This window comes from Candidatus Xianfuyuplasma coldseepsis (assembly GCF_014023125.1).
In the GTDB taxonomy this organism is placed as follows: domain Bacteria; phylum Bacillota_I; class Bacilli_A; order Izemoplasmatales; family Izemoplasmataceae; genus Xianfuyuplasma; species Xianfuyuplasma coldseepsis.
Genome location: NZ_CP048914.1, coordinates 1,434,012 through 1,456,198 on the forward strand (window position 1 = coordinate 1,434,012; position 22,187 = coordinate 1,456,198).

Consider the following 22,187-nt stretch of genomic DNA (forward strand, 5'->3'; position numbering starts at 1 on the left):
GTAATCCGTCTTTTTTTTGTGTTTTTTTAACATAGAGTGATATAATAGAACTAGTAGAAAGTAGGTGTATGTATGACGTTTTTCCGTCAAGCATTGAAATTCTTAACCAATCGATACAACATCATTTTGACGATTTTACTTGTTGCTATCTTTGTTACCATCCGCTTTTTTATTCAGCCAATATTAGTGGATACAAATGCAACGTGGATATTTAGTTCCTCGATGCAAACACTAGCTGCACTGATTGCGTTGTTACCAATCTCCTATGGGTATTACATCAACAATCTGGACAATGAAAAAAGTGATGATTATGACTCGTATATTGTTGAGCGGTTGAAACGAGATGTCTATTATGAAATGATGACTGTGATCATCTATAGTTTGGTTGTTATTATCGTGAATTTGTTGAGTTTGTTCAATGAGACAAACTCGTATTTCTCATTGATTATTGCGCTGTTAACAGTCGAAGGAATTGGGTTAATCGCACTCTATATTTATCGGTTGTTTGATCCAAACAAGGTGCGTGAAATTCTCAAAGAGTTTGATACGACATCAACGATGGATCCGAATCAACAAACCGTATCGCTTGATACATTTATCACGGAATATTTGGAACTGGAGTCGACGGTGAAGGATTTTATCTCTAATGAAAATGATAATGAGATGGTCGATACCTTACCGCTTTATGATATTGTTGATAATCTATCGAAGGATTTTCCGGAACTACAGGAACACTACGATACGTTTAAAGAAATCATCTTCCATCGAAATAATGTCATCCATAATTATACGGAGACGATTGTCGACTATAATAAATATGCGAAGATTCTGGAATTGAAAGATGTCTATGAAAAATTGAACAATCAGTTTGTTCAAAAGAAAATATTTTCCAATGTTATATCGATTCGTAAGAATGTCGAGAAGTGTTTACACGAATACTTAATGGATGCGGAAAATGCTGATGTTGAAATTGGAACCGTTCCCGATGATTACCGGGAAGACATTGTGTCATTGCTACATTCTTATTTCATTAGTGATTACTATTTTTCCAACAGTTTAGAGGATGCGCATGATGTTGATTTTGAAGTGATTCAGAACAATTATTCTGAACGTAAATTGTTGGGGTTGGATATCAAGTCATTACAACCAAAGAATTTAAAATCGATTGCAACAGCCTATTTTAAACGGTTGAATCAACGCTATATGTATTTATTTTTAATTAACTTTGATTCGAAGAAACATCAATTTATCATTATGTACAAAACCAAGGATCACGAACTTCGTAGTCTTGTGGTAAAGTAGGAGGTCTGTATGAAATCAAAACGTAACGCCATTCCAGGAACGTTAATGTATACGGGTGATTCGACCAAAGAAACCGTGATTCAACATATGAAATACAATGCCAAAACATATGATGTGTTTGAGTCGGTTCAACCACTTCAGGACGATGTTGTCGACTGGATTGCGGTGGAAGGGTTATCCACGGAATCAAAAGTGAAAGAACTCTGTGAATCATTTCAAATGGATCCCTTGGTGATTGAGGATATTTTACATGTGAATCAACGGACCAAAATTGAGATTCATGACGGTTATATTTTTACCGTTATAAAGTACGCGTATGTGCGTGACGATATCATTCAACATGACTATATATCGATGGTCTTGTTTCATAATGTCTTCTTAACGTTCAGTGAACAAAAGAATTTATTCATCGAGCAAGTTCATGAGCGGATTCAACACACCAAATCATTAATCCGTCATTTTGATCATGACTATTTATTCTATGTCTTGTTTGATATGATTGTGGATGAATCGATGGATGTCTTGCACGTATTAGATGCCCGACTGGATGTTGTCGAGGAATCGGTATTGGAACTTGATGAAAAGGATCAAATTCGATTATATAATATCCGTAAAGAACTTATATTCTTACGAAGTATGACCAGTCAATTAATGATGAATAATATTAAAGAAGTGGTGTTGAAGGAATCGTATTTTAGTTCCCAAACGCATAAATTCTACGATGATGTATATGACCATTTATTAAATATTAATGCACGGGTGTTAAGTTTGCTGGACAATGCCAAACACCTTCTAGATGTGTATATGAATAACATGTCGAATAAGATGAATAAAATCATGACATTATTGACGATATTTAGTGCAATTTTTATTCCACTTAGTTTTATTGCGGGTGTATTCGGGATGAACTTTACCAATTTCCCGATTTTAACAAATCAATACGGGTTGATTTATTTCATCTTGATTTGTGTTTTAATCCCAACGATTATGTTGGTGTATTTCAAAGTGAAGAAGTGGTTCTAAAACAAGAGTACTAGTAATTTTTGGAAAACTAGTTTATATTTTCAACAATGTTGTATAATAGGATTGTAGGCGCATGAGACAGCTGCGTTATGTACTATAGAATAGATGACATCTATGAATTCAAAACAAGGAGGAACATCATGAATTTACTGAGTTTGTTTTTTGTTTTTGAAGACATCCATTCCAATTTGTTTATTGACATCGCCCTGCTTGTTACCATTGGTATTATTGGTGGTAAACTAGCCGAGTTGGCGCATTTACCACGCGTTACAGGGTATATTATTATCGGGATGATCTTCGGTCCAAACTTATTGAATTTATTTAATGCGGAAATCATTGCGGATTTTAAAGCATTGAAAATTTTAGGATTGGGATTTATTGGATATAATGTGGGTCTTGAAGTAAATTTCAAGATGTTGAAATACAACCGTAATGAAGTGTTGTTTGTCACTTTGTTTCAGGCATTGTTTACCTTCTTCCTTGTGGGCGGTACCATTCTCTTAGTTGTCAATGAGTTCGCATGGACCTATGCTTTGATTTTTGGGGCAATTGCCAGTGTTACAACACCGGCACCAATTGTCGCTTGTATTCGTAGTTATCACACCAAGGGACGGTTAACACAGTTGCTTTGTCCGATGATTGCCCTCGATGATGTCTTTGGAGTCATCTTGTTTGCACTTGTGTTACCAATTAGTGTATACCTTGCTGGTCATACCGGCCAGGAAATGACCTTTGGTATTTTACTCGGGGAACCGTTACTCGAAATTGGTCTTAGTATTCTGATTGGTGGGATTATTGGATTTGCTGTGGAATGGTTATTGACGTATTTCAATAAAGGCGATGCAATAACAATTTTTCTCATCATTGTCGTAGGGCTCTTGTTTGGAATTGGATTTTCCTACATGTTTGAAACATCAACGATTCTCTTACCAATGATGATTGGGACGGTATTGTCGAATAAACTGAGTTTTGATATGCGCGACCGGGTACGAAGGATCAGTGATAACCTCATCTTACCGATTTTGCTCGTATTTTTTACACTGAGTGGAGCAGAACTCGATATCGCAATTTTATCAACGCTTGAAATCATTGGAATCATCTACGTATTGGTACGTGTTGCTGGTAAATTACTCGGTACTTTGATGGCAACATCCATACTGGGTGAAGAGGCCAAAGTACGTAAGTATTTGGGTCCAGCTTTAATTCCTCAGGGTGGTGTCGCGATTGATATGGCAATCTTGGCCGAAATCCGTTTCATCCAACTTGCTACAGAAACGGGTAATGATGTGTATACCAATGTTGGTTCGACGATTCTTACGGTTGTTCTTGGAGCGGTTGTACTCTATAAAATCTTTGGTGAAATTATTGTTAAATGGGCGTTCCGAAAAGCCAATGAAATTACCGAAGATGATCATACATCACATGCTCATTTAATATAAAGACACTTCGCAGAAGTGTTTTTTATATATAGTGGTAATCCCATTTAATGATATAATAATAATGAACGTTACAATGAAATCTTGGGAAAGGAGTGATTTTGATGCGGGTTCTATTGGTTGAACACAATCATCATTTTCATGATTTGATTATTGGCAGTTTACCACATAATCTCTATCGAGTGGATGCGGTATTTGATGGGATGGACGGATACCACTATCTAATTAGTGGTCTGTATGATGTTATCCTCATAAACAATCATGTACCAACAATGAATGGTGAAGACATTATTCGTCGCGTACGTCAAGAGAACCATCATTCACCGATTATTCTTTATACGTTAAAGCCCACTCCTGAAATCATTCATGTACAAGACGAATTTCAAGACGTTTACGTTGTAACACCATGTACCATCGAGGCAGTGTTAGCCCACGTTCATGCATTACGACGTAGACTACAAAAAGATGACGATGAATCGATTGTACGCATCGGGAATGTTGAATGCAATCGCATCACGGGTGAGTTGTTTCATCAACACAAATCTACTTCACTCACAAACTTGGAGTGGCAGTTACTACATCTCTTGTCGTTAAATCAAAATAGGATCGTATCCAAACGACAAATCATGCAAGCTCTGTGGGGCGAGCACTCTACGGTGGATGAAAATAATGTTGAGGTGTACATCTCGTTTCTCCGTAAAAAACTTCGATCGATTGAGGCGAATATTGTAATTAAAACAACGCGTAATCGTGGATATTCACTACAAATAACACGGGATTGATAATCCATGAAGTGTGTAAATTTATGGCGATAAAAGTAATTATTGTAGTATCATTTCAATCTATTTCTTCTTGATGAAAGCGTTTGTAATTAAAAAAATAAAAAAAATCTAATAATAAACATCATTTAAGGCCTTAACTAAGGTCTTGAATGATGTTTTTTAAATGTTTGTTTTCTAAATAAAAAATGGTTTCAAAATGAAACTAGTTTACCTATAATAATAGTGGGACTACAAAAACAAGAAGGAGGACGATTATGAGTATCCAACAAATCATACAATCCTACCCAGCAAAAAGTGAGTATTTACTGGAGATGTTGATTGCTGTCGACCAACAAAAGAAACATCATTATATCAGTGCCGAAGAAATTAATGAAATTGCCTCCTACGTGAAGGTGAAAGAGAGTCATGTTTGTAGCGTGATGAGTTTTTATACGTTGCTTTCAACTCAACCACGTGGCGAATACGTAATTCAAGTCTGTAAAGACGTACCGTGCTATATCAATGATGATTTCAATGTTGTATTAACCATTGAAGAAGAACTAGGCATTGTTCTAGGCCAAACAACAAACTGTGGACGGTTCTCTTTGGAACAAACCGCATGTATTGGTTGTTGTGATGAGGCACCAGCAATGCGAATTAATCATGAAATATATACCAACCTAACCAAAGAAAAAGTACTTGATATTATTCATACATTGCGAGGTGATGCAAATGGTAGAACGACGTGAACTGACAAAACGATTTGATCAAATAAATCCAGAACAGATTCAGGACTTTTTAGCTCTTGATGGCTTTTCAATGTTAGAAAAGGCATTGAAAATGACTCCCTCAGAAGTTCGCGATGAAATTCGTGCATCAAGACTCACCGGTCGTGGGGGTGCTGGATTTTTAACGAGCATTAAGATGGATAGTTTTGCGGCGGAAACAGGAAAGAAATATATTGTCTGCAACGCTGATGAAGGAGAACCAGGTAATTTCAAAGATCGATATTTGATGGAGAAGGATCCCTTTCAAGTGATTGAAGGAATGTGCATTAGTGCCTATGCGACCGGAGCTCAAGAAGGATTTATCTATATTCGTGGTGAATATCAAACGTCCATAAAACGAATCCAGAATGCGATTGATGAATCACGTAAACATCATTATCTTGGGACACATATATTACAATCCGCATTTTCATTTGATATCACAATTCGTCAAGGTGCGGGAGCATATGTATGTGGTGAAGAGTTTGCCTTGATTGAGTCACTAGAAGGAAAACCAGGAAGAACTCGTGTAAAACCACCATATCCTGCTCAAGAAGGATACTTCAGTTACCCAACATTAATCAATAATGTCGAAACATTTTGTAACTTACCATTTATTGTACGAATTGGGGGCGACGCGTATCGTCAAATCGGAAGTGATTTTGCATCCGGTACGAAACTGATCAGTTTGTCGGGGAATGTGAAACATAAAGGACTGTATGAAGTTCCTTATGGAACGACCATTCGTGATGTTATATTTAAACTTGGTGGGGGAACACCGAATCATCGAGCGATTAAAATGGTACAATTAGGGGGTGCCTGCGGGGCAATTATCCCAGATGAGTTATTGGATATGGATATTGACAATGAACGATTCCAGATCTTTGATTCTAAAATGGGTGCCGGAGCCATTATTGTTATGGACGACAGTCATGATTTGTTTGACATCATTCATCGAAATATGGAGTTCTTTGCCCATGAATCATGTGGAAAATGCACACCATGCCGCGAAGGTCATATTCAGCTTGTGAAGTTGATTGAAAAATTCATTATCAATGAAGCGTCGCAAAAAGATTATGATACACTTCGGTCGTTAGCACAAGTAATTCATGACACAACACTTTGCGGACTTGGGCAAACATCACCGACTTGTATATTGTCAACCATGGAATTCTTCCCCGAGGAATACAATCGTCGAATTGCCTATAGAAAACGAGGTGGTCAAGCATGATTCATGCAAAAATAAATCATATTGATGTTGTCGTAGAGGAAGGTACAACAATTTTAGAAGCAGCTAAGAAATACAACATAAACATTCCTACATTATGTCATTATCCCGATTTACACATCAATAGCGATTGCCGAATATGTGTTGTTGAGATTGATGGGTATCGTGGGCTAAAGACCTCTTGCTCAACACCGATTCGTGATGGGATGATGATAAAAACAAATTCACCACGCGTATTGAATTCGAGAAAAACGGTTACGGAACTTATATTAGCTAATCATGATGTGAATTGTACGTCTTGTACCAGAAATATGAACTGTGAATTACAACAACTATCCAAAAATCTCGGGATTGATACGAGTCGTTTTGATAATGTCTTGGAATACAAAGATATTGATGATCAGAATCCGAGTATTGTCCGTAATCCCAATCGGTGTATTAAGTGTGGTCGTTGTGTCGATGTCTGTCAACATGTGCAAGGGATGCATGTCTTAGAACGAATGGGTCGAGGACATGATATGGATATCTCTCCGGCATTTGGGTTACCGCTAAATGATCAATCTTGTTCATTCTGTGGTCAATGTGCAAATGTTTGTCCAGTAGGAGCGATCATCGAGAAGGATAATACCAATCTTGTGTGGGAAAAATTGCATGATCCAACGAAACACGTGATGGTTCAAATTGCTCCTGCAGTTCGTGTATCAATTGGTGAAGAAATCGGTCTTGAATCCGGACTAATTAGTAATGGAAAACTGGTTGCAGCAATGAAACATTTAGGATTTAATCATGTTTATGATACAAATTTCACTGCTGATTTAACGATCATGGAAGAGGGAACGGAACTAATATCACGAATCAATAACGGTGGAACTCTACCACTGATGACGTCGTGTTGTCCAGGTTGGATCAATATGGCTGAGCAAGAATTTCCTGAAATTCTACCCCATATTAGTAGTTGTAAGTCGCCTCAACAGATGTTTGGTACGTTGGCAAAATCGTACTATGCGACCAAAACCAACATGGATCCTGAAGATATCTATGTCGTATCGGTAATGCCGTGCACGGCTAAAAAATATGAGGCTACGAGAGAAGAATTTTCTGTGGATGGGAAACATCCTGACGTCGATGTTGTTATCACCACAAGAGAACTTGGGAAAATGTTCCGTCAAATGGGAATTGATGTCAATCGCTTACCAGAAGTTGAATTCGATTCTCCATTTGGAATAACAACGGGAGCTGCCGCACTCTTTGGAGCAAGTGGTGGTGTCACAGAAGCAGCACTTCGTACGGTCTATGAAATTGTCAATGAACGACCGCTTGAAGACATTGTTTTCAATAGTGTTCGAGGGATGGATGGTCTGAAAGAAGCGGAAGTGAACTTAGCCGGAACCACGGTAAAGGTTGCTGTATCGCATTCACTCAGCAATGCACGGAAGTTGATTGAGGAAGTCATCGCTGGAAAATCACCCTATACCTTTATTGAAATTATGGCTTGTCCAGGTGGATGCATCGGTGGTGGCGGCCAACCCTATGGAACGACCAATGAAGTTCGCGAACACCGACTTGCATCAACATATATTGTCGATGGGAATATGATTTATCGAAAGAGTCATCAAAATCCAGATATTCACAAGTTGTATGAGGAATATCTGCAACAACCCAACTCTCATATTGCTCATAAATTATTACATACCGACTATCAGTACCGTAAAAAAAGAACGTGATTCATTCACGTTCTTTATTATTCTTTTCATCGGTGCGTAATACATCAAAGATACTCATTTGATTCTCTTGATCAATCACATGATGGTACAAATCGTTAATCTTTTCTGCTAGTTCGTCTTGAGTACCTTCGGTTGTATTGACAATGAAATCGATGTGATGTAGTTGTGATTTGTCAAAGTGGGCATTGTCTTTTTCAAGACGATCAATGATTTGAATCAAGGTGTCACCTCGTTCCAACATTCGTTCTTTGCGAATCTCTTCAGCGGTTTCTAAAAGGATAATGACAATATCGGGTAATTCTTTATCGTAGATGCTGTTTGCCCCTTCGGGATCGACAATCAATACCTTGTCTTTGGTAGCGCCTTTTTTAGGGGTTCCGTAATAGTGATTGTTGTATTGAACATACTCTAAGAAGCGATCCTTAGCAATACGGTTTTCAAATACTTTTTTACTAATGAAATGATAATCCACATGGTTCTCCTCTCCTTTACGAGGTCGTCGAGAAGTCGTCGTTACCATTTTTTGAAATCCGTAATCGCGAATCAGGATTTTTGCAATATCCGTTTTTCCACTGGCGCTTGCGCCAACTAGTATCAGCATTGTCATCACTCCTAAGAATATCTATAAACCATTATACCCAAAATTGAGGAAAAATGATATAGAAGATTTTACAGCTCATTGTGTTATAATGGAATCAAAGATTATTGTCGATGAAAAAAGGAGAAAATATGAAGATTATTACTAACGCAAGACTGTTTACCGTAGCGAATGAAAATGATGTTTTAGGATCGATTGTTGTTGATCAAGATAAGATTGTTGCCGTAGGGAAAGACATTGATCCAAAAACATATCCAGATGCGGAAATCATTGATGCGAAAGGGTTGATTGTAACCCCTGGATTGGTTGATCCGCATTGTCATATTGGTGTGATGGAAGAAGGGATTCGCTTTGAGGGAAATGATACCAATGAAACCAGTGGCCCAATCTACCCTGAATTACGAGGAATCGATAGTGTCTATGCCAAAGATATGGCATTTGAATACACGTATAAATCCGGGGTAACAACCGTGAATACCGGACCGGGGAGTGCGAATATTATCGGTGGTACGTTTACGGCTATCAAAACCTATGGTGAAACCATCGATGACATGATTGTCAAAGAAGAAACGTGCATGAAAATGGCACTCGGAGAAAATCCAAAACGTGTGTATGGAACAGCGAATAAAAACCCAGGAACAAGAATGGCTAGCGCTGCGCTAATGCGAGAATGGTTGTTTAAAGCAAAAGATTATCATAAAAAGATTCATGCTTGGAAGAATGAAGAAGAGGATGCGAAAGAACCAGCGTTTGATATGAAATTACATTCGTTAATGCGTGTCTTCGAAGGGATGCCAGTTAAAATTCATGCCCACCGTGCCGATGATATTGTTACGGCGTTACGGATTGCCAAGGAATTTGATTTGAATGTTACAATAGATCATGCAACTGAAGCATATTTGATCCCAGAAAAAATGAAGTTGGAAAATGCTCGTTTGATTTTAGGACCAACTCTGGGGTATGCAAGTAAGTACGAACTTGTGAACAAATCGTTTACATCAGCCAAAGTACTCGAAGATCATGGTGTTGAATTTGCGATTATGACGGATCATCCCGTCATTACACTGGATACAACCTTGGTTCAAGCAGCACTCTTTATCAAAGAAGGATTAAGTGAGAAAACGGCCTTGGAAGCGTTGACCTTAACCAGTGCTCGATTAAATGGTATCGATAACCGTGTCGGATCGTTAGAAGTTGGTAAAGATGCGGATATTGTCGTCTGGGATGGACCCATCTTTGACTTGATGACACGCCCAGAAATGGTTTTCATCAATGGTGAACTAGTACATAAAAAAGCTTAGAGAGGTGACTTATGTATCGACGCAACTATCGTTCTGATGAACTCATTAGTAACGTGATTGTAACCTTGATCGCGTCTTTAATTATCGGTTTTATGATTAGTTGGAAACTCGTCGGAGTCGATACTTTTGATGCGGAGATGATTGTCTATTTATCGATTGGTGGATTATTGTTCATCTTGTTCGTCATCACCGTTATCTTATTTTTTATCGGTAATCGGAAACCGTTTGTCGATTTGGAAATTGATTTTGAGAATGAAATCATAACGACCTTGAATCGAACAATCACCTATCACTTTAAAGATATTTCATTGTTTTCGTACAATACACGTCATCATCAAGTTCGCTTGTACGTTAAACGGCGATTATTGGGGTTTTCGATTGATGAAATGGAACATCGCAAGCAAGGCATTATGACCGTGGAACAAGCGATGAAGATTGGTCGTTATGCAATGACTGTGGAACCAAAGAAGTTGTACAATTATGGATTATTATTGAACTTGGTCTGGATCGGTATCGCGATATTCTATATCATTTATTTTGGTCGAAACCAAGTTGCCTTGTTCAATAATGTATACATCCCCACGTACTATGCGTTTGTGTTTATCGTGGTGATGGTTGGTCTTACGATTGGCGTTCATTCCGCCTTATTAAATCGAATGATATCTCGAAAAGAAACGACTCAAGACACTAGTAATAACTAGTGTCTTATTTGATAAAAATATCCAAAAATCCGTTTGGAGTGAAAACGCTTTTATGATAAAATGGTAACGGAGAGGAGAGATGACGTTGAGAATACAAGAACATCCGATATTAGATTTTAAACAGAACAACATCATTCACTTCACATATGATGGACAAGCGGTCGAAGGTATTGAAGGTGATACCATCGCATCGGCTCTCCATAATTTGGGGATACGAAAATTAAGCCACAGCATCAAACACCACCGAGCGCGTGGTTTTTATTGTGCCATAGGGAATTGTGCTTCGTGTAACATGATTGTCAATGGATTACCCAATGTTCGTACGTGTATCACGAAACTAGAAGAAGGTATGGTTGTGAAAACACAAACCGATAAAGGTGTCTTATATGAACATGTATGATCTCGTTATTATTGGTGGTGGGCCAGCAGGTTTAAGCGCAGCGAAAACAGCAGCTGAAGCTGGTGTAAAAGCGTTGATTGTGGAACGTGATTATAAAATTGGTGGCCAACTTGTCAAACAAACCCACATGTTTTTCGGTAGTGAAAAACAGTATGCGAAAACCAGGGGAATCGACATTGCTCAAATCCTGATTGATGATGTTATGAAATATCCCGATCAGATTGAGATTATGACCGAGGCGACGGTCGTAGGGCTATATCCCGATTATGTTGTTACAATTGTCCAACACGACGTGTATACGAAAGTTCAAGCCAAGGCGATTTTGGTCGCAACCGGTGCAAGTGAAAAATTCTTAGCCTTTGAAAACAACGATTTGCCGGGTATTTATGGCGCTGGTGCTGTGCAAACACTCATGAATGTTCACGGTGTGTTACCGGGACAAAGCGTGATTATGGTTGGTAGTGGGAACATTGGTTTGATTGTGAGTTATCAACTGATACAAGCTGGTGTGAACGTACTAATGGTGATTGAAGCTGCTCCAACAATTGGTGGATATAAAGTGCATGCATCCAAGTTAAAACGACTTGGCGTGGATATCAAAACAAACACAACTATTCAACGGGCCATCGGCAGGGAATCCTTAGAACAAATTGAAATTGTAGAAGTTGATGAACACTGGAATCCGATTGCTGGTACCGAAGAAGTCCATGACGTAGATGCGCTATGCATCAGTGTCGGTCTTAGTCCATTATCGAATCTATTGTCGATGATCGATGCCGATATGAAGTATGTCGGTCTCTTAGGAGGATGGGTAGCCGTAATCGATGAGTTTCACGAAACCAGTGTGAAGAACGTCTTTGTTGCTGGAGATGTCTGTGGTGTCGAAGAAGCAAGTAGTGCGATTGTTGAGGGGTATTATACCGGATTGATTATTGCGAAGCGACTCGGTTTTCAACACCCTGAGTTTGATACATTAAAAGCCGACTATAAGGCTCAATTGGATAATCTTCGTAGTGGACCATTTGGTGAAAAGACAAGACGTGGTTTGGAAGAATTGCGAGGTGAGCAAGTTGCTAAATAAAAATGGTGTACCAAGCAAAGACTTGATCTTATCTCGTTTTCCTGATAATGATATATTAGTAAAACCCAAAGCAATTACCGAGTGTTATGAAGAAATACCTTGTAATCCGTGTAGCACATCCTGTCCCTTTCATGCGATTACCGTAGGAGATGATATCAACACTCCACCACAAGTCGATTTTGAATTGTGTACCGGTTGTGGAATATGTGTCTATAACTGTCCTGGATTAGCGATTTTTACCGTTCAAATCAAAGGCGATTACGCAATTTATAAAATACCATATGAATTCGTTCCGCGTCCTCAAAAAGGCGATATTATGGATGCGGTTAATCGCAATGGTGACGTCATTGGACAATGTCTCATTGAAAAGGTCACGTTTGGTGCAAAACAAGATAAAACAGCACTACTCCAAGTGCAGGTCCCTGTTACACTGTTGCATGAATTTATTACCGTGAGGAGACCACTATGAATCCAAACAATATAATCATTTGTCGCTGTGAGGATGTCACATTGCAGGAATTACATGATGTTTTAGAAGAGGGATATACGACATTCGAAGATGTTAAACGAATTCTTCGTATTGGTATGGGTCCGTGTCAGGGCAACAGTTGTGGGTTGTTGGTCCAACGAGAAATTGCGAAGGTTTTGAAGAAACCCTTGCAAGAAGTACAAATTCATAAAACACGGCCGTTAATCACTGGTGTCAAACTTCAATCGATTGTGGAGGCGACCAAAAATGAACGCTAATGTCGTGATTATTGGGGGCGGTATCAGTGGTGTCGCAATCGCCTATAATTTAGCAAAAAAGGGTATGAAGGACATTGTTGTCTTTGACGACAACTATATGACCGGGGGTGCCACGGGACGATGTGGGGCCGGTGTTCGCCAACAATGGAGTTCCAAAGGAAACTGTATTATGGCGAAAATGAGCATTGATTTCTTCGAACGAGCTCAAGAAGAACTCGAGTATCATCGCGATGTCGAGTTTAAACAAGAAGGGTATCTGATTGTGGCAACGACCGATGAAGAAGATGAGCAATTTTCAAAGAATGTCGCTCTTCAAAATGAAGTGGGGATTCCATCCAAAAAATTAACTTTAGAAGAAGCATTACAAATTGTTCCTCATTTAAACAAAAAGATCGTAAAAAGTGCCACGTTCTGTCCGACTGACGGCCATTTGAATCCATTTTTGATGACCGATGCCTATTATACTGCAGCCAAAAAACTCGGTGTTCAATTTTTCTATCGCGAACGCGTCAACGAGATTGTCGTAAAAGATGGTGTTATTCAAAAAGTAATTACCGATCATCATGAAGTACTAACCAGTAAGGTTGTCAATGCGGCCGGAGGATACAGTTACGAAGTCGGACAAATGGCAGGTGTTGATATTCCTGTCTATTCCGAAAATCATGAAATCCTTGTTACAGAACCAATTGAAAAGATTCAAGGACCTATGGTCATTAGTTTCAGTAAAAATATATACTGTCAACAAGTACCTCACGGTAGTTTCATCATGGGTCGTAGCAATCCCAATGTGGAGCATAATCACGATATATCCAGTAGCCACGAGTTTTTGGATGAAATGGCAAAAACTGCAGTAGAGTTGCTACCACCATTAGGACAACTTCGAGTGATTCGACAATGGGGTGGAAGTTACAATGTTAGTCCGGATCGGCAACCAATTCTTGGTGATACGGACCAGTTAGAAGGGTATTACTTAGCATGTGGTTTTAGTGGACATGGGTTTATGTTCGCCCCGATGACAGGACTGCTTCTCAGTGAAATTATATTAAATCAACCACCAACGATTGACATGAGTGAACTACATATCAGTCGCTTTAAAAATAGCACACACAATACTTATGAAAAAAGTGTTGTCTAGAAAGGATGTATAAAAAATGGCTATTTATTCCTACCAAACAGAACCATTAACCGATTTTACCAACCCTGAAAATGTTCAGAAGTATAAAGACGCTCTCGCCCTTGTAGAAGGGTATATGGGAGAAACCTATCCCCTCATCATCAATGGGGAACATGTTGTAACAGATGATCTCTATACATCGTACAACCCCGCCAATCATAACGAGATTATCGGGTATGTCCATCAAGCCAATGAAGCCGTTGCTGAGATTGCAATGGAAGCGGCATTGAAGACGTTTGAAACCTGGAAAAAAGTACCGGCTAAGGTACGAGCAGATGTCTTGTTTAAAGCGGCAGCTATTTTACGCAGACGCCGTTTTGAGTTCAATGCCTTGATGACGAAAGAAGCCGGAAAACCATGGATTGAAGCTGATGCGGATACCGCTGAGGCGATTGATTTCTTGGAGTATTATGGACGGCAAATGATCGCGATTGAAGAAGCCGATAAGCAAGTATTATCAAGACGGAATGTCGAACGAAACGAATTTATGTATATTCCCCTTGGTGTTGCGGCAGTCATAACACCGTGGAATTTCCCAACAGCAATCTTAACAGGAATGACAAGTGCGGCTGTTGTGGCGGGGAATACCGTGTTGCTGAAACCAGCGATTACAACGCAAGTGATTGCATATAAGTTTATGGAAGTATTGCATGAAGCTGGACTACCCGATGGCGTCGTAAACTTTATTCCTGGTGATGGACCAGAAATCGGAGAGTGGATGGTTCAGCATCCTCAAACCAGATTTGTATCTTTTACCGGTAGTAAAGCCGTTGGTCAGATTATCAATCTCAATGCAGCGAAAATACAAAAAGGCCAAAAATGGTTAAAACGTGTCATCGCCGAGATGGGTGGAAAAGATGCGATGTTAGTCGATGGTGATGCCGATACAGAACTTGCAGCAGAATCGATTGTCAAGGCAGCATTTGGCTTCAGTGGCCAAAAATGTAGTGCATGCTCACGGGCAATTATTCATCAAGATGTCTACGATGAAGTAGTTGCGAAAATCAAGGAAAAAACCGAAGCTTTACGTGTCGGTGATCCACGTGATTTTGATAATTTCATGGGGCCACTAAATGATGAAAAAGCATTTGAGAAAGTGACATCTTACATTGAAATTGGTCGTCAAGAAGGTACGCTTCTCACGGGAGGTACATCACGAAAAGATGTGGGATGGTTTGTTGATCCGACCGTGATTATCGATTGTGATCCTGAATCCCGAATCATGCAAGAAGAAGTCTTTGGTCCTGTACTAGCTGTTACGAAAGTATCGAGTTTCCAAGAAGGATTGGACGTTGCAAACAATACCGAGTACGGACTTACCGGTGCCGTTATATCCAATAATCGGATGCATCTTGAACAAGCTCGACATGAATTCCATGTTGGTAATTTATACTTCAATCGAAAATGTACCGGAGCGATTGTAGGTTATCAACCATTTGGTGGGTTCAATATGAGTGGTACCGACAGCAAAGCTGGTGGACCGGACTATTTATTGTTGCATATGCAAGCTAAATCCATTAGTGAGTGGTTGTAAAAAAGGCAATTTATTGCCTTTTTTTTGAGTTTCCAATGTATAATAGAAGTACTAGGGGTGGTTAGATGAACATCAATTTACAAATCCATAAGAAACACTCGCAAGTAATCTTAGGAATCACATTGCGTTATGCACGATTAAAAGCCAATCTATCGTTGCGCGACCTCTCGGAATTGGCGAATATTTCACATACATTTATAGCCAATATTGAAACGGGAAAAGTCGTAGCCAACTCGGAAACGCTTCGTGATTTATTTGCGATTCTTCACATTGAATATCGTGATGATGAAACACTGATTTCGGAGTTTACTGAACGCTATAATCGTGTTTTTAACAACCTATATATGGATCGTTTAGAACGGACATTGGATGATATCTCAATCCTTGAGGCAGAAGAGGAAAAATATCTCAATTCCATCGTCATCATCGATTATTCATTGCTGCGATTCTTACATGCAGCAATTAGTGACTCGATGACGTCTTATTTACGTCAGAATTTAGATTTATTAAAGCGGGTTAGCTCCCTTCTTTCCGAGGAGCAACAACAAGTTAAATTCCTTATATTTGGGATTGATGCGTATAACCATGGGGATTATAAGCGCGGTTATGAGATGTTGTTACAAGCTCGAAAAATAGGGAATGCAAGTATTGATCCACTGATCAATGATTATGTTATTCGCTGTGAAGTAAAAATGTTTATGTTTATGGATGCGCAACAATTAGCGGATCAAACCATTGATGAGTTAGAAGCGGATATCAATTATATGCGAGCGATGAAAGTCCGATTATCGATCGCCTATTCTCACATGTTGCTTCATAAGTATGATGCTGTTGATTTGTATTTGGATAAAGTGTGTCATTATGGAACGGAGTTCAATGAGCTATCACTGCTCGATCAATGCCACAGTATTCGCGCGGTATCTTATTTATTGCAAAAACGATATCAAGATGTCGAACGAACCGTGAATCTCGTTGTGCATGATAATCCAATTAGTCTGATTGTAAAAATGGATGTAGCAGCGTATCAAGGGAATATTGATAGAGTTAGAGAAATGTATCAACATGCGATGCAGGATGTAATCCTAGTCCATCACAAACGTGATCAGATGTTCTTTACATTGGTTGCACATACATTGCAAGCATATGTCTTAGAAGAAACAGTGTATGTTGCAAAACTAGAAGAACTCATCGATTTTACAAAAGCGCATATGGATTTGGAACTGTTAATGTTCGCATATGATTTACTGATTGTGTACTATCGTCAAAGTCGACATTACAAACAAGCTTTAGAACTGAGTGAACAAGCACGTGGAATTCGTAGCTTTGGACAGTTAAATTCGTAAATAATAACAATAAGTACACCTATTTTGTTTACAATGAAGTATTCAGAGTGCTTAATGATAATATTTAAGTATATTGTAAAATAACATGTATCTCTTGAATTCTACCCGAATATCAGTAATAATATAAGTAAGGGATTACCATTGCGGATACGGGAAGAATTATGTCAAGAGAAGGGACGCAATTTAAAAAATAATGACGATTGTCATTATTTTTTTTGTGTATAAGGAGACTCTTTCATATGATATAATAAAGAAAGAGAGTGATGTTATGAAATTTAAACCAGCTAATCGCATTATTGTTATTCTTGCCGTTTTAATGCTCGTCGTCTATACATTGATGGCATTTTTTGTAATTACCCAAGAATTTCATCACATTGATTCTACGTATAATACCAACTTGTTGAATATCACAAATATCATTGCCACAGACGAAGAGATTATCGCTCAATTACAAGGGAATCAAACTACAATCAATCAAATGGTAGAATCCTATTATGATGATGTTCCCTTGTTGTCATTGATTGAGATTGTCAGTGTGGATAAAATTCGATATTCCCATGTCGAGGAATCTTTGATTTCCTCACCGTATGAACAAGACGATGTCAATCGGGCCTTACAAGGAGAGACGTATGTATTAACCGATTCGTCTAGTTTAGGAGAGTCTCGCAAAGCATTTGTTCCGATTGTTGATGATGATACAATCATCGGGGCTGCTATTGTTGAAGTACTGATTGAGGATATTAACCAGGTTAAGTTACATACAGTACTCGTCTATTCATCCGGATTTGGTGTTGGCTTTGTGATATCGGTTGTCGGATTGATTTGGCTAAGTAAACGATATATTAGTGAACTTTTAGGATTCCGTCCTGATGAAATCGCCTTGTTGTATTCCGAAAACAAAAGCGTAATTGAACAATTAAATGAAGCATTGATATCAATTGATAAGGACTATATCATAACCACGATTAATCCGATGTTAAAGAGTATGTTTCATGTGTCCGATGATATTGTTGGGTTAAATGTAAAAGACGTGTTCCCGTATGTTGATTTTCAAGAGATTATCGAACGAGAAACCCACGTTCTGAATAAATATAAAAAAATTCAAGATTTGAAATTACTAATGAATGCCTTCCCGTTATATCAAAATAATGAAGTCATTGGGGCAACCGCAATTTTCCGTACTCATTTAGAGGTTGATTCGTTGATTGATCAAATAAAAGGATATCAACAAATTGCTGAGGCGTTACGGTCGCAAAAACATGAATTCCAAAATAAATTGCATGTTGTACTTGGTTTAATTAAGATGAAAGATTATCAACAAGCTGAAAACTACATTATGGAGCGGGTATATACGACCAATCTCGCGAGTGATTACTATACTTCACGCTTAAAAGATGATAAGGTGCTAGCGTTGTTTGTTGGAAAAGAGATCCAGTCGAAAGAGTATAATGCAACATTGTTGCTAACAAGTGATTCCTATCTCGGAAAGAAACATTCACCAATTAGCTCAGATGACATTGTCTTAGTCCTTGGGAATCTCATTGATAACTCGTTTGAAGCATATGCTGCACGGGATATTGAAAGTAAACGCATTGTTGTTGATATTATTGAAGACGATGACATGATAAAAATGACAGTAATTGATCAAGCCGGTGGTATTGCATCTGAGGTCCTAGATAAAATGTTTGAACGTGGTGTTAGTACTAAACAAGGAACAAGTCGGGGAACAGGACTTAGTCTTGTCAATGAAATTGTACTTCTATATCAAGGTTCTAAGAACATCAAGAGTAGTGCGAAAGAAACCAAAATTGAGATTATATTAATGAAGGTGACAGAATGAAACTAAATATTCTTATCGTAGAAGACGATCCGATGGTGGCTCATATTCATAAGCATTACTTAAATGAATTGGGTAGTTTTAATATTCTTGAAACGATTGATAATGGGTTGGAGGCGTTTGAGTATATAAAACTCAATGAAGCGTCTATTGATTTGGTGATTTTAGATGTGCAGATGCCGAAACTAACAGGACTTGAAGTGTTGAAATTGTTGCGTGAAGAAGGTAGCACCATCAGCGTGATACCAATTACCGCAGTAAATGATAATAAAACAATCAGTGAGTTTTTGAATCTGGGTGTTGTCGATTACTTGGTAAAACCATTTTCACAAGAGCGTTTTAACCAAGCGGTTTTACGCTGCGAGTTGAAATATAAAATGTTTACCGAAAATGGTAAGTTATCCCAAAAAGAAATCGATCAGATGTTTAGCAATGGTAGTGATACAGCACTACCAAAAGGGTTGCAAGAGAGTACGTTACTCTATGTTACCGAAGCATTGCATAAACACAAACATCGTTTATTGGATGTCGAGGAGATATCAGAGATTACGAATTTGAGTAAGGTATCGTTACGCAAGTATTTGGATTACCTTTCGGAAAACGGTTCAATCGATAAACAAATGGATTATGGTACAGTTGGTCGTCCGAAGTATAAATACTACATAAAATAGCCTCGATTGAGGCTTTTTTTTATTTTCTTTAATTTCGAAAATTATATTGTTAGTTTTCTCTTGTTATAATAAGGTTGCAACAGTGTCATATTTTTTCGACATATGTGCTCCGCAAGTAACAAGAAAAGGAGGAAAATCCCCACAATTTTCCTTTTTTTCTTTGAAAATATTTTCATCGAAAAAGTGAAAAATATGTTTTTTTTGAGAGAATGAGAATAACCCTTAACATTATTGTTTATTGTGTTATAATAGGCTTGTATGTAAGCGTTTTTATTAAACTTGATGAAGGAGACCATTATGACAGATGAATTGAATGGCATGATGCGCGTGGTTGTCAAAGATCAACCACAACAAGGACTAACATTAACAACAAAGCCAATACCCTCAGAGTTGCAACCGGATGAGGTCTTGATTCGTGTTACATATACAAGTATATGTGGTACGGACCATCATATTTATGAGTACGATGATTGGGCCAAAAAACGATTAAAACTCCCCTTTACAGCTGGCCATGAATTTTGTGGTGAAGTTGTCAAAATTGGTACAGAGGTGACGCGTGTAAAACTCGGCGACATTGTTAGTGCGGAAACGCATATCATATGTGGTGAGTGTCAATTTTGTAAAAGTGATAATGGACACATATGTGAAAACACAAAAATCATTGGTGTCGATACCGATGGAGCCTTTGCGGAATATGTACGAATTCCAGCGATGAATTGCTTTGTCAACTCTCCAGATAAAAATCCACTGCATTTAAGTGTTCAAGAACCACTTGGAAATGCCGTGCATACTATGGCCCATTTTCCGGTTGAAGGAAAGGATGTTGTTATTGTTGGGTGTGGACCAATTGGGCTAATGGGTGTGAATGTTGCAAAGGCGTATAAAGCAACAAAAATCATCGCTGTCGAAGTGAATGAATATCGACTAGGTCTTGCGAAAAAACTTGGAGCGGATGTTGTAATTAATCCGCTGAAAGAAGATGTGATTCAACGCGTTTTAGAAGAAACCGAAGGGCGTGGAGTTGATGTCATTGGTGAGTTCAGTGGAAACAAGACGGCGATTGAACAGTCCTTTAAGTACTTAAAACGTGGTGGCGGATTAAGTATGCTCGGGATTCCATCAAAAGATATTGATGTTGATGTGGCGAATGATATCGTCTTTAAAGGAATTCAAATATATGGTGTTGTCGGTCGGCGAATTTATGAGACTTGGCATCAAGTGAAAGAGTTAATCGACAACGACATGCTCGATCTCGATACCTTGATTACACATACGTATCCGATGAGTAAAATCGAAGAAGCGATGGAGATTATGGGTAGTGGAAACTGCGGCAAAATAATTGTCGATCCAAGGAAGTGATACGATGAACAAACATGAGTTAACATATTTAAAAGAGAAAATTGAACAACTGAAAAATGATGGAGTATATCGCGAATTACCAGTTAATTACGGACCGTGTGATAATGTGATTAACCTAAATGGACATGAGGTTGTAAACCTCTCAAGTAACAACTATTTGGGACTCGCAAATCATCCACGTGTAAAACAAGCAGCGATTGATGCGGTACAAAAATACGGTGCGGGAGCAGGGGCTGTTCGAACCATTGTCGGTAATTATGATTTAATTGAACAACTAGAAGATTTGTTGGCAGAGTTCAAACACGAAGATGCTGTAATGTGTTTTCAATCCGGCTTAAATTGTAATATTGGTGTGATTCAAGCGATTGTAGATCGTGGTGACTTGATTATTAGTGATGAGTTGAATCATGCATCGATTATTGATGGTGTACGGTTAAGTAAAGCAGATAAAGCGATATTTAAACATAGTGATATGAACGATTTACGTCGCGTTTTGGAGGAAAAACGACATAATTATAAGAACGTGTTAATTATTACCGATGGTGTCTTCAGTATGGACGGTGATTTGGCAAAACTACCAGACATTGTTGCACTTGCCGAAGAGTTCGATGCAATGACATATGTCGACGATGCTCATGGTAGTGGTGTTTTAGGTGAAAGTGGGCGAGGTAGTGTTGATCACTTTGGTTTGCATGGTCGCGTTGATTTCATTATCGGAACATTGAGTAAGGCGATTGGTGTTGTTGGTGGTTATGTAGCGTCCAAAAAAGAAACCAAAACATGGCTCAGTCATCGTGCGCGACCATTACTATTCAGTACTGCTCTTCCACCGGCTGCAACTGCTGCTGCTATCGAGAGTGTCAAGATGCTAATGGAAAGTGATGAATACACAACTAAACTGTGGGATAATGCAACATACTTCAAAGAAAAGCTTGGTACTCTAGGGTTTGATACAGGTCATAGTGAAACACCGATTACACCTGTAATCATAGGCAATGAAGCAAAAACAATGGCGTTCTCAAAAGCCTTGCTTGAAGCAGGTGTTTATGTATCAGGAATTGTGTTCCCAACAGTTCCGAAAGGTACGGGTCGATTACGTGTTATGATCAGTGCCTCCCATACAAAAGACAATTTAGACTTTGCGATTGCGCAGTTTGAACGAGTTGGAAAAGAACTGAACATCATTTAAAAAAAGAGAAC

At 38.6% G+C, this 22,187-nt stretch carries 21 protein-coding genes; 20 read left to right on the plus strand and 1 reads right to left on the minus strand.

What is annotated here, in order from left to right:
• Positions 1-72: 72 nt before the first annotated feature.
• From G4Z02_RS06935 to G4Z02_RS06965, 7 genes are all read left to right on the plus strand, one after another.
• Entirely contained in the window at positions 73-1,302 is a 1,230-nt protein-coding gene (locus tag G4Z02_RS06935; RefSeq protein WP_258877282.1) for a hypothetical protein, read from the plus strand.
• Positions 1,303-1,311: 9 nt separating this feature from the next.
• On the plus strand, positions 1,312-2,325 hold the full coding sequence (locus G4Z02_RS06940; RefSeq protein WP_258877283.1) for a CorA family divalent cation transporter: 1,014 nt from the start codon (positions 1,312-1,314) through the stop codon (positions 2,323-2,325).
• A gap of 140 nt (positions 2,326-2,465) precedes the next feature.
• A complete protein-coding gene (locus G4Z02_RS06945; protein WP_258877284.1) occupies positions 2,466-3,764 on the plus strand; it encodes a cation:proton antiporter in 1,299 nt (432 codons plus the stop codon).
• 101 nt (positions 3,765-3,865) lie between these two features.
• Complete coding sequence (locus tag G4Z02_RS06950) at positions 3,866-4,543, plus strand: response regulator transcription factor (protein WP_258877285.1); 678 nt, start codon at positions 3,866-3,868, stop codon at positions 4,541-4,543.
• Positions 4,544-4,797: 254 nt separating this feature from the next.
• A complete protein-coding gene (locus G4Z02_RS06955; protein WP_258877288.1) occupies positions 4,798-5,271 on the plus strand; it encodes an NADH-quinone oxidoreductase subunit NuoE family protein in 474 nt (157 codons plus the stop codon).
• A complete protein-coding gene (locus tag G4Z02_RS06960) occupies positions 5,255-6,520 on the plus strand; it encodes a complex I 51 kDa subunit family protein (protein WP_258877289.1) in 1,266 nt (421 codons plus the stop codon). Before G4Z02_RS06955 ends, G4Z02_RS06960 begins: the two co-directional genes overlap by 17 nt.
• Positions 6,517-8,241, plus strand: a complete 1,725-nt coding sequence (locus G4Z02_RS06965) for an NADH-dependent [FeFe] hydrogenase, group A6 (RefSeq protein WP_258877290.1) — start codon at positions 6,517-6,519, stop codon at positions 8,239-8,241. Before G4Z02_RS06960 ends, G4Z02_RS06965 begins: the two co-directional genes overlap by 4 nt.
• A gap of 1 nt (position 8,242) precedes the next feature.
• On the opposite strand, the gene G4Z02_RS06970 is transcribed toward G4Z02_RS06965, so the two are convergent.
• Complete coding sequence (locus tag G4Z02_RS06970) at positions 8,243-8,842, minus strand: guanylate kinase (RefSeq protein ID WP_258877291.1); 600 nt, start codon at positions 8,840-8,842, stop codon at positions 8,243-8,245.
• A 128-nt stretch (positions 8,843-8,970) separates the two neighbouring features.
• Here G4Z02_RS06970 and G4Z02_RS06975 point away from each other — a divergent pair, with 128 nt between their 5' ends.
• From G4Z02_RS06975 to G4Z02_RS07035, 13 genes are all read left to right on the plus strand, one after another.
• Positions 8,971-10,140, plus strand: coding sequence for an amidohydrolase (locus tag G4Z02_RS06975; protein WP_258877292.1), 1,170 nt, complete (start codon positions 8,971-8,973; stop codon positions 10,138-10,140).
• A gap of 11 nt (positions 10,141-10,151) precedes the next feature.
• Positions 10,152-10,841: a hypothetical protein gene (locus G4Z02_RS06980; RefSeq protein WP_258877293.1), complete on the plus strand. Its 690-nt coding sequence runs from the start codon at positions 10,152-10,154 to the stop codon at positions 10,839-10,841.
• A gap of 85 nt (positions 10,842-10,926) precedes the next feature.
• The gene (locus G4Z02_RS06985; protein WP_258877294.1) at positions 10,927-11,241 is read left to right on the plus strand and encodes a (2Fe-2S)-binding protein; all 315 of its coding nucleotides are present in this window, start codon (positions 10,927-10,929) and stop codon (positions 11,239-11,241) included.
• Positions 11,228-12,322, plus strand: a complete 1,095-nt coding sequence (locus tag G4Z02_RS06990; protein WP_258877295.1) for an NAD(P)/FAD-dependent oxidoreductase — start codon at positions 11,228-11,230, stop codon at positions 12,320-12,322. The genes G4Z02_RS06985 and G4Z02_RS06990 overlap by 14 nt, the downstream gene beginning before the upstream one ends.
• Positions 12,312-12,791, plus strand: coding sequence for a 4Fe-4S binding protein (locus tag G4Z02_RS06995; RefSeq protein ID WP_258877296.1), 480 nt, complete (start codon positions 12,312-12,314; stop codon positions 12,789-12,791). The genes G4Z02_RS06990 and G4Z02_RS06995 overlap by 11 nt, the downstream gene beginning before the upstream one ends.
• Positions 12,788-13,069 (plus strand): (2Fe-2S)-binding protein, encoded by a 282-nt coding sequence (locus G4Z02_RS07000; RefSeq protein ID WP_258877297.1) that lies wholly within the window; start codon positions 12,788-12,790, stop codon positions 13,067-13,069. The genes G4Z02_RS06995 and G4Z02_RS07000 overlap by 4 nt, the downstream gene beginning before the upstream one ends.
• Positions 13,059-14,204 carry an NAD(P)/FAD-dependent oxidoreductase gene (locus G4Z02_RS07005; protein WP_258877298.1) on the plus strand — a complete coding sequence of 382 codons (1,146 nt, stop codon included), beginning with the start codon at positions 13,059-13,061 and terminating at the stop codon, positions 14,202-14,204. Before G4Z02_RS07000 ends, G4Z02_RS07005 begins: the two co-directional genes overlap by 11 nt.
• A 16-nt stretch (positions 14,205-14,220) precedes the next feature.
• The gene (pruA, locus tag G4Z02_RS07010; protein ID WP_258877299.1) at positions 14,221-15,777 is read left to right on the plus strand and encodes an L-glutamate gamma-semialdehyde dehydrogenase; all 1,557 of its coding nucleotides are present in this window, start codon (positions 14,221-14,223) and stop codon (positions 15,775-15,777) included.
• 65 nt (positions 15,778-15,842) lie between these two features.
• Complete coding sequence (locus G4Z02_RS07015) at positions 15,843-17,120, plus strand: helix-turn-helix domain-containing protein (protein ID WP_258877300.1); 1,278 nt, start codon at positions 15,843-15,845, stop codon at positions 17,118-17,120.
• A 268-nt stretch (positions 17,121-17,388) separates the two neighbouring features.
• Positions 17,389-18,960, plus strand: a complete 1,572-nt coding sequence (locus tag G4Z02_RS07020) for an ATP-binding protein (protein WP_258877301.1) — start codon at positions 17,389-17,391, stop codon at positions 18,958-18,960.
• Complete coding sequence (locus tag G4Z02_RS07025) at positions 18,957-19,628, plus strand: response regulator (RefSeq protein WP_258877302.1); 672 nt, start codon at positions 18,957-18,959, stop codon at positions 19,626-19,628. The genes G4Z02_RS07020 and G4Z02_RS07025 overlap by 4 nt, the downstream gene beginning before the upstream one ends.
• A gap of 297 nt (positions 19,629-19,925) precedes the next feature.
• Positions 19,926-20,987 carry an L-threonine 3-dehydrogenase gene (gene tdh / locus G4Z02_RS07030; protein WP_258877303.1) on the plus strand — a complete coding sequence of 354 codons (1,062 nt, stop codon included), beginning with the start codon at positions 19,926-19,928 and terminating at the stop codon, positions 20,985-20,987.
• 4 nt (positions 20,988-20,991) lie between these two features.
• Positions 20,992-22,176 (plus strand): glycine C-acetyltransferase, encoded by a 1,185-nt coding sequence (locus G4Z02_RS07035; protein WP_258877304.1) that lies wholly within the window; start codon positions 20,992-20,994, stop codon positions 22,174-22,176.
• The last annotated feature ends 11 nt before the right edge of the window (positions 22,177-22,187 follow it).

What these genes read in the sequence shown, in the direction of transcription:
- G4Z02_RS06935 (WP_258877282.1), top strand. Translation starts at nt 73, where the DNA reads ATGACGTTTTTCCGTCAAGCATTGAAATTCTTAACCAATCGATACAAC.
- G4Z02_RS06940 (WP_258877283.1), top strand. Translation starts at nt 1,312, where the DNA reads ATGAAATCAAAACGTAACGCCATTCCAGGAACGTTAATGTATACGGGT.
- G4Z02_RS06945 (WP_258877284.1), top strand. Translation starts at nt 2,466, where the DNA reads ATGAATTTACTGAGTTTGTTTTTTGTTTTTGAAGACATCCATTCCAAT.
- G4Z02_RS06950 (WP_258877285.1), top strand. Translation starts at nt 3,866, where the DNA reads ATGCGGGTTCTATTGGTTGAACACAATCATCATTTTCATGATTTGATT.
- G4Z02_RS06955 (WP_258877288.1), top strand. Translation starts at nt 4,798, where the DNA reads ATGAGTATCCAACAAATCATACAATCCTACCCAGCAAAAAGTGAGTAT.
- G4Z02_RS06960 (WP_258877289.1), top strand. Translation starts at nt 5,255, where the DNA reads ATGGTAGAACGACGTGAACTGACAAAACGATTTGATCAAATAAATCCA.
- G4Z02_RS06965 (WP_258877290.1), top strand. Translation starts at nt 6,517, where the DNA reads ATGATTCATGCAAAAATAAATCATATTGATGTTGTCGTAGAGGAAGGT.
- G4Z02_RS06970 (WP_258877291.1), bottom strand. Translation starts at nt 8,842, where the DNA reads ATGCTGATACTAGTTGGCGCAAGCGCCAGTGGAAAAACGGATATTGCA.
- G4Z02_RS06975 (WP_258877292.1), top strand. Translation starts at nt 8,971, where the DNA reads ATGAAGATTATTACTAACGCAAGACTGTTTACCGTAGCGAATGAAAAT.
- G4Z02_RS06980 (WP_258877293.1), top strand. Translation starts at nt 10,152, where the DNA reads ATGTATCGACGCAACTATCGTTCTGATGAACTCATTAGTAACGTGATT.
- G4Z02_RS06990 (WP_258877295.1), top strand. Translation starts at nt 11,228, where the DNA reads ATGAACATGTATGATCTCGTTATTATTGGTGGTGGGCCAGCAGGTTTA.
- G4Z02_RS07000 (WP_258877297.1), top strand. Translation starts at nt 12,788, where the DNA reads ATGAATCCAAACAATATAATCATTTGTCGCTGTGAGGATGTCACATTG.
- G4Z02_RS07005 (WP_258877298.1), top strand. Translation starts at nt 13,059, where the DNA reads ATGAACGCTAATGTCGTGATTATTGGGGGCGGTATCAGTGGTGTCGCA.
- pruA (WP_258877299.1), top strand. Translation starts at nt 14,221, where the DNA reads ATGGCTATTTATTCCTACCAAACAGAACCATTAACCGATTTTACCAAC.
- G4Z02_RS07015 (WP_258877300.1), top strand. Translation starts at nt 15,843, where the DNA reads ATGAACATCAATTTACAAATCCATAAGAAACACTCGCAAGTAATCTTA.
- G4Z02_RS07020 (WP_258877301.1), top strand. Translation starts at nt 17,389, where the DNA reads ATGAAATTTAAACCAGCTAATCGCATTATTGTTATTCTTGCCGTTTTA.
- G4Z02_RS07025 (WP_258877302.1), top strand. Translation starts at nt 18,957, where the DNA reads ATGAAACTAAATATTCTTATCGTAGAAGACGATCCGATGGTGGCTCAT.
- tdh (WP_258877303.1), top strand. Translation starts at nt 19,926, where the DNA reads ATGACAGATGAATTGAATGGCATGATGCGCGTGGTTGTCAAAGATCAA.
- G4Z02_RS07035 (WP_258877304.1), top strand. Translation starts at nt 20,992, where the DNA reads ATGAACAAACATGAGTTAACATATTTAAAAGAGAAAATTGAACAACTG.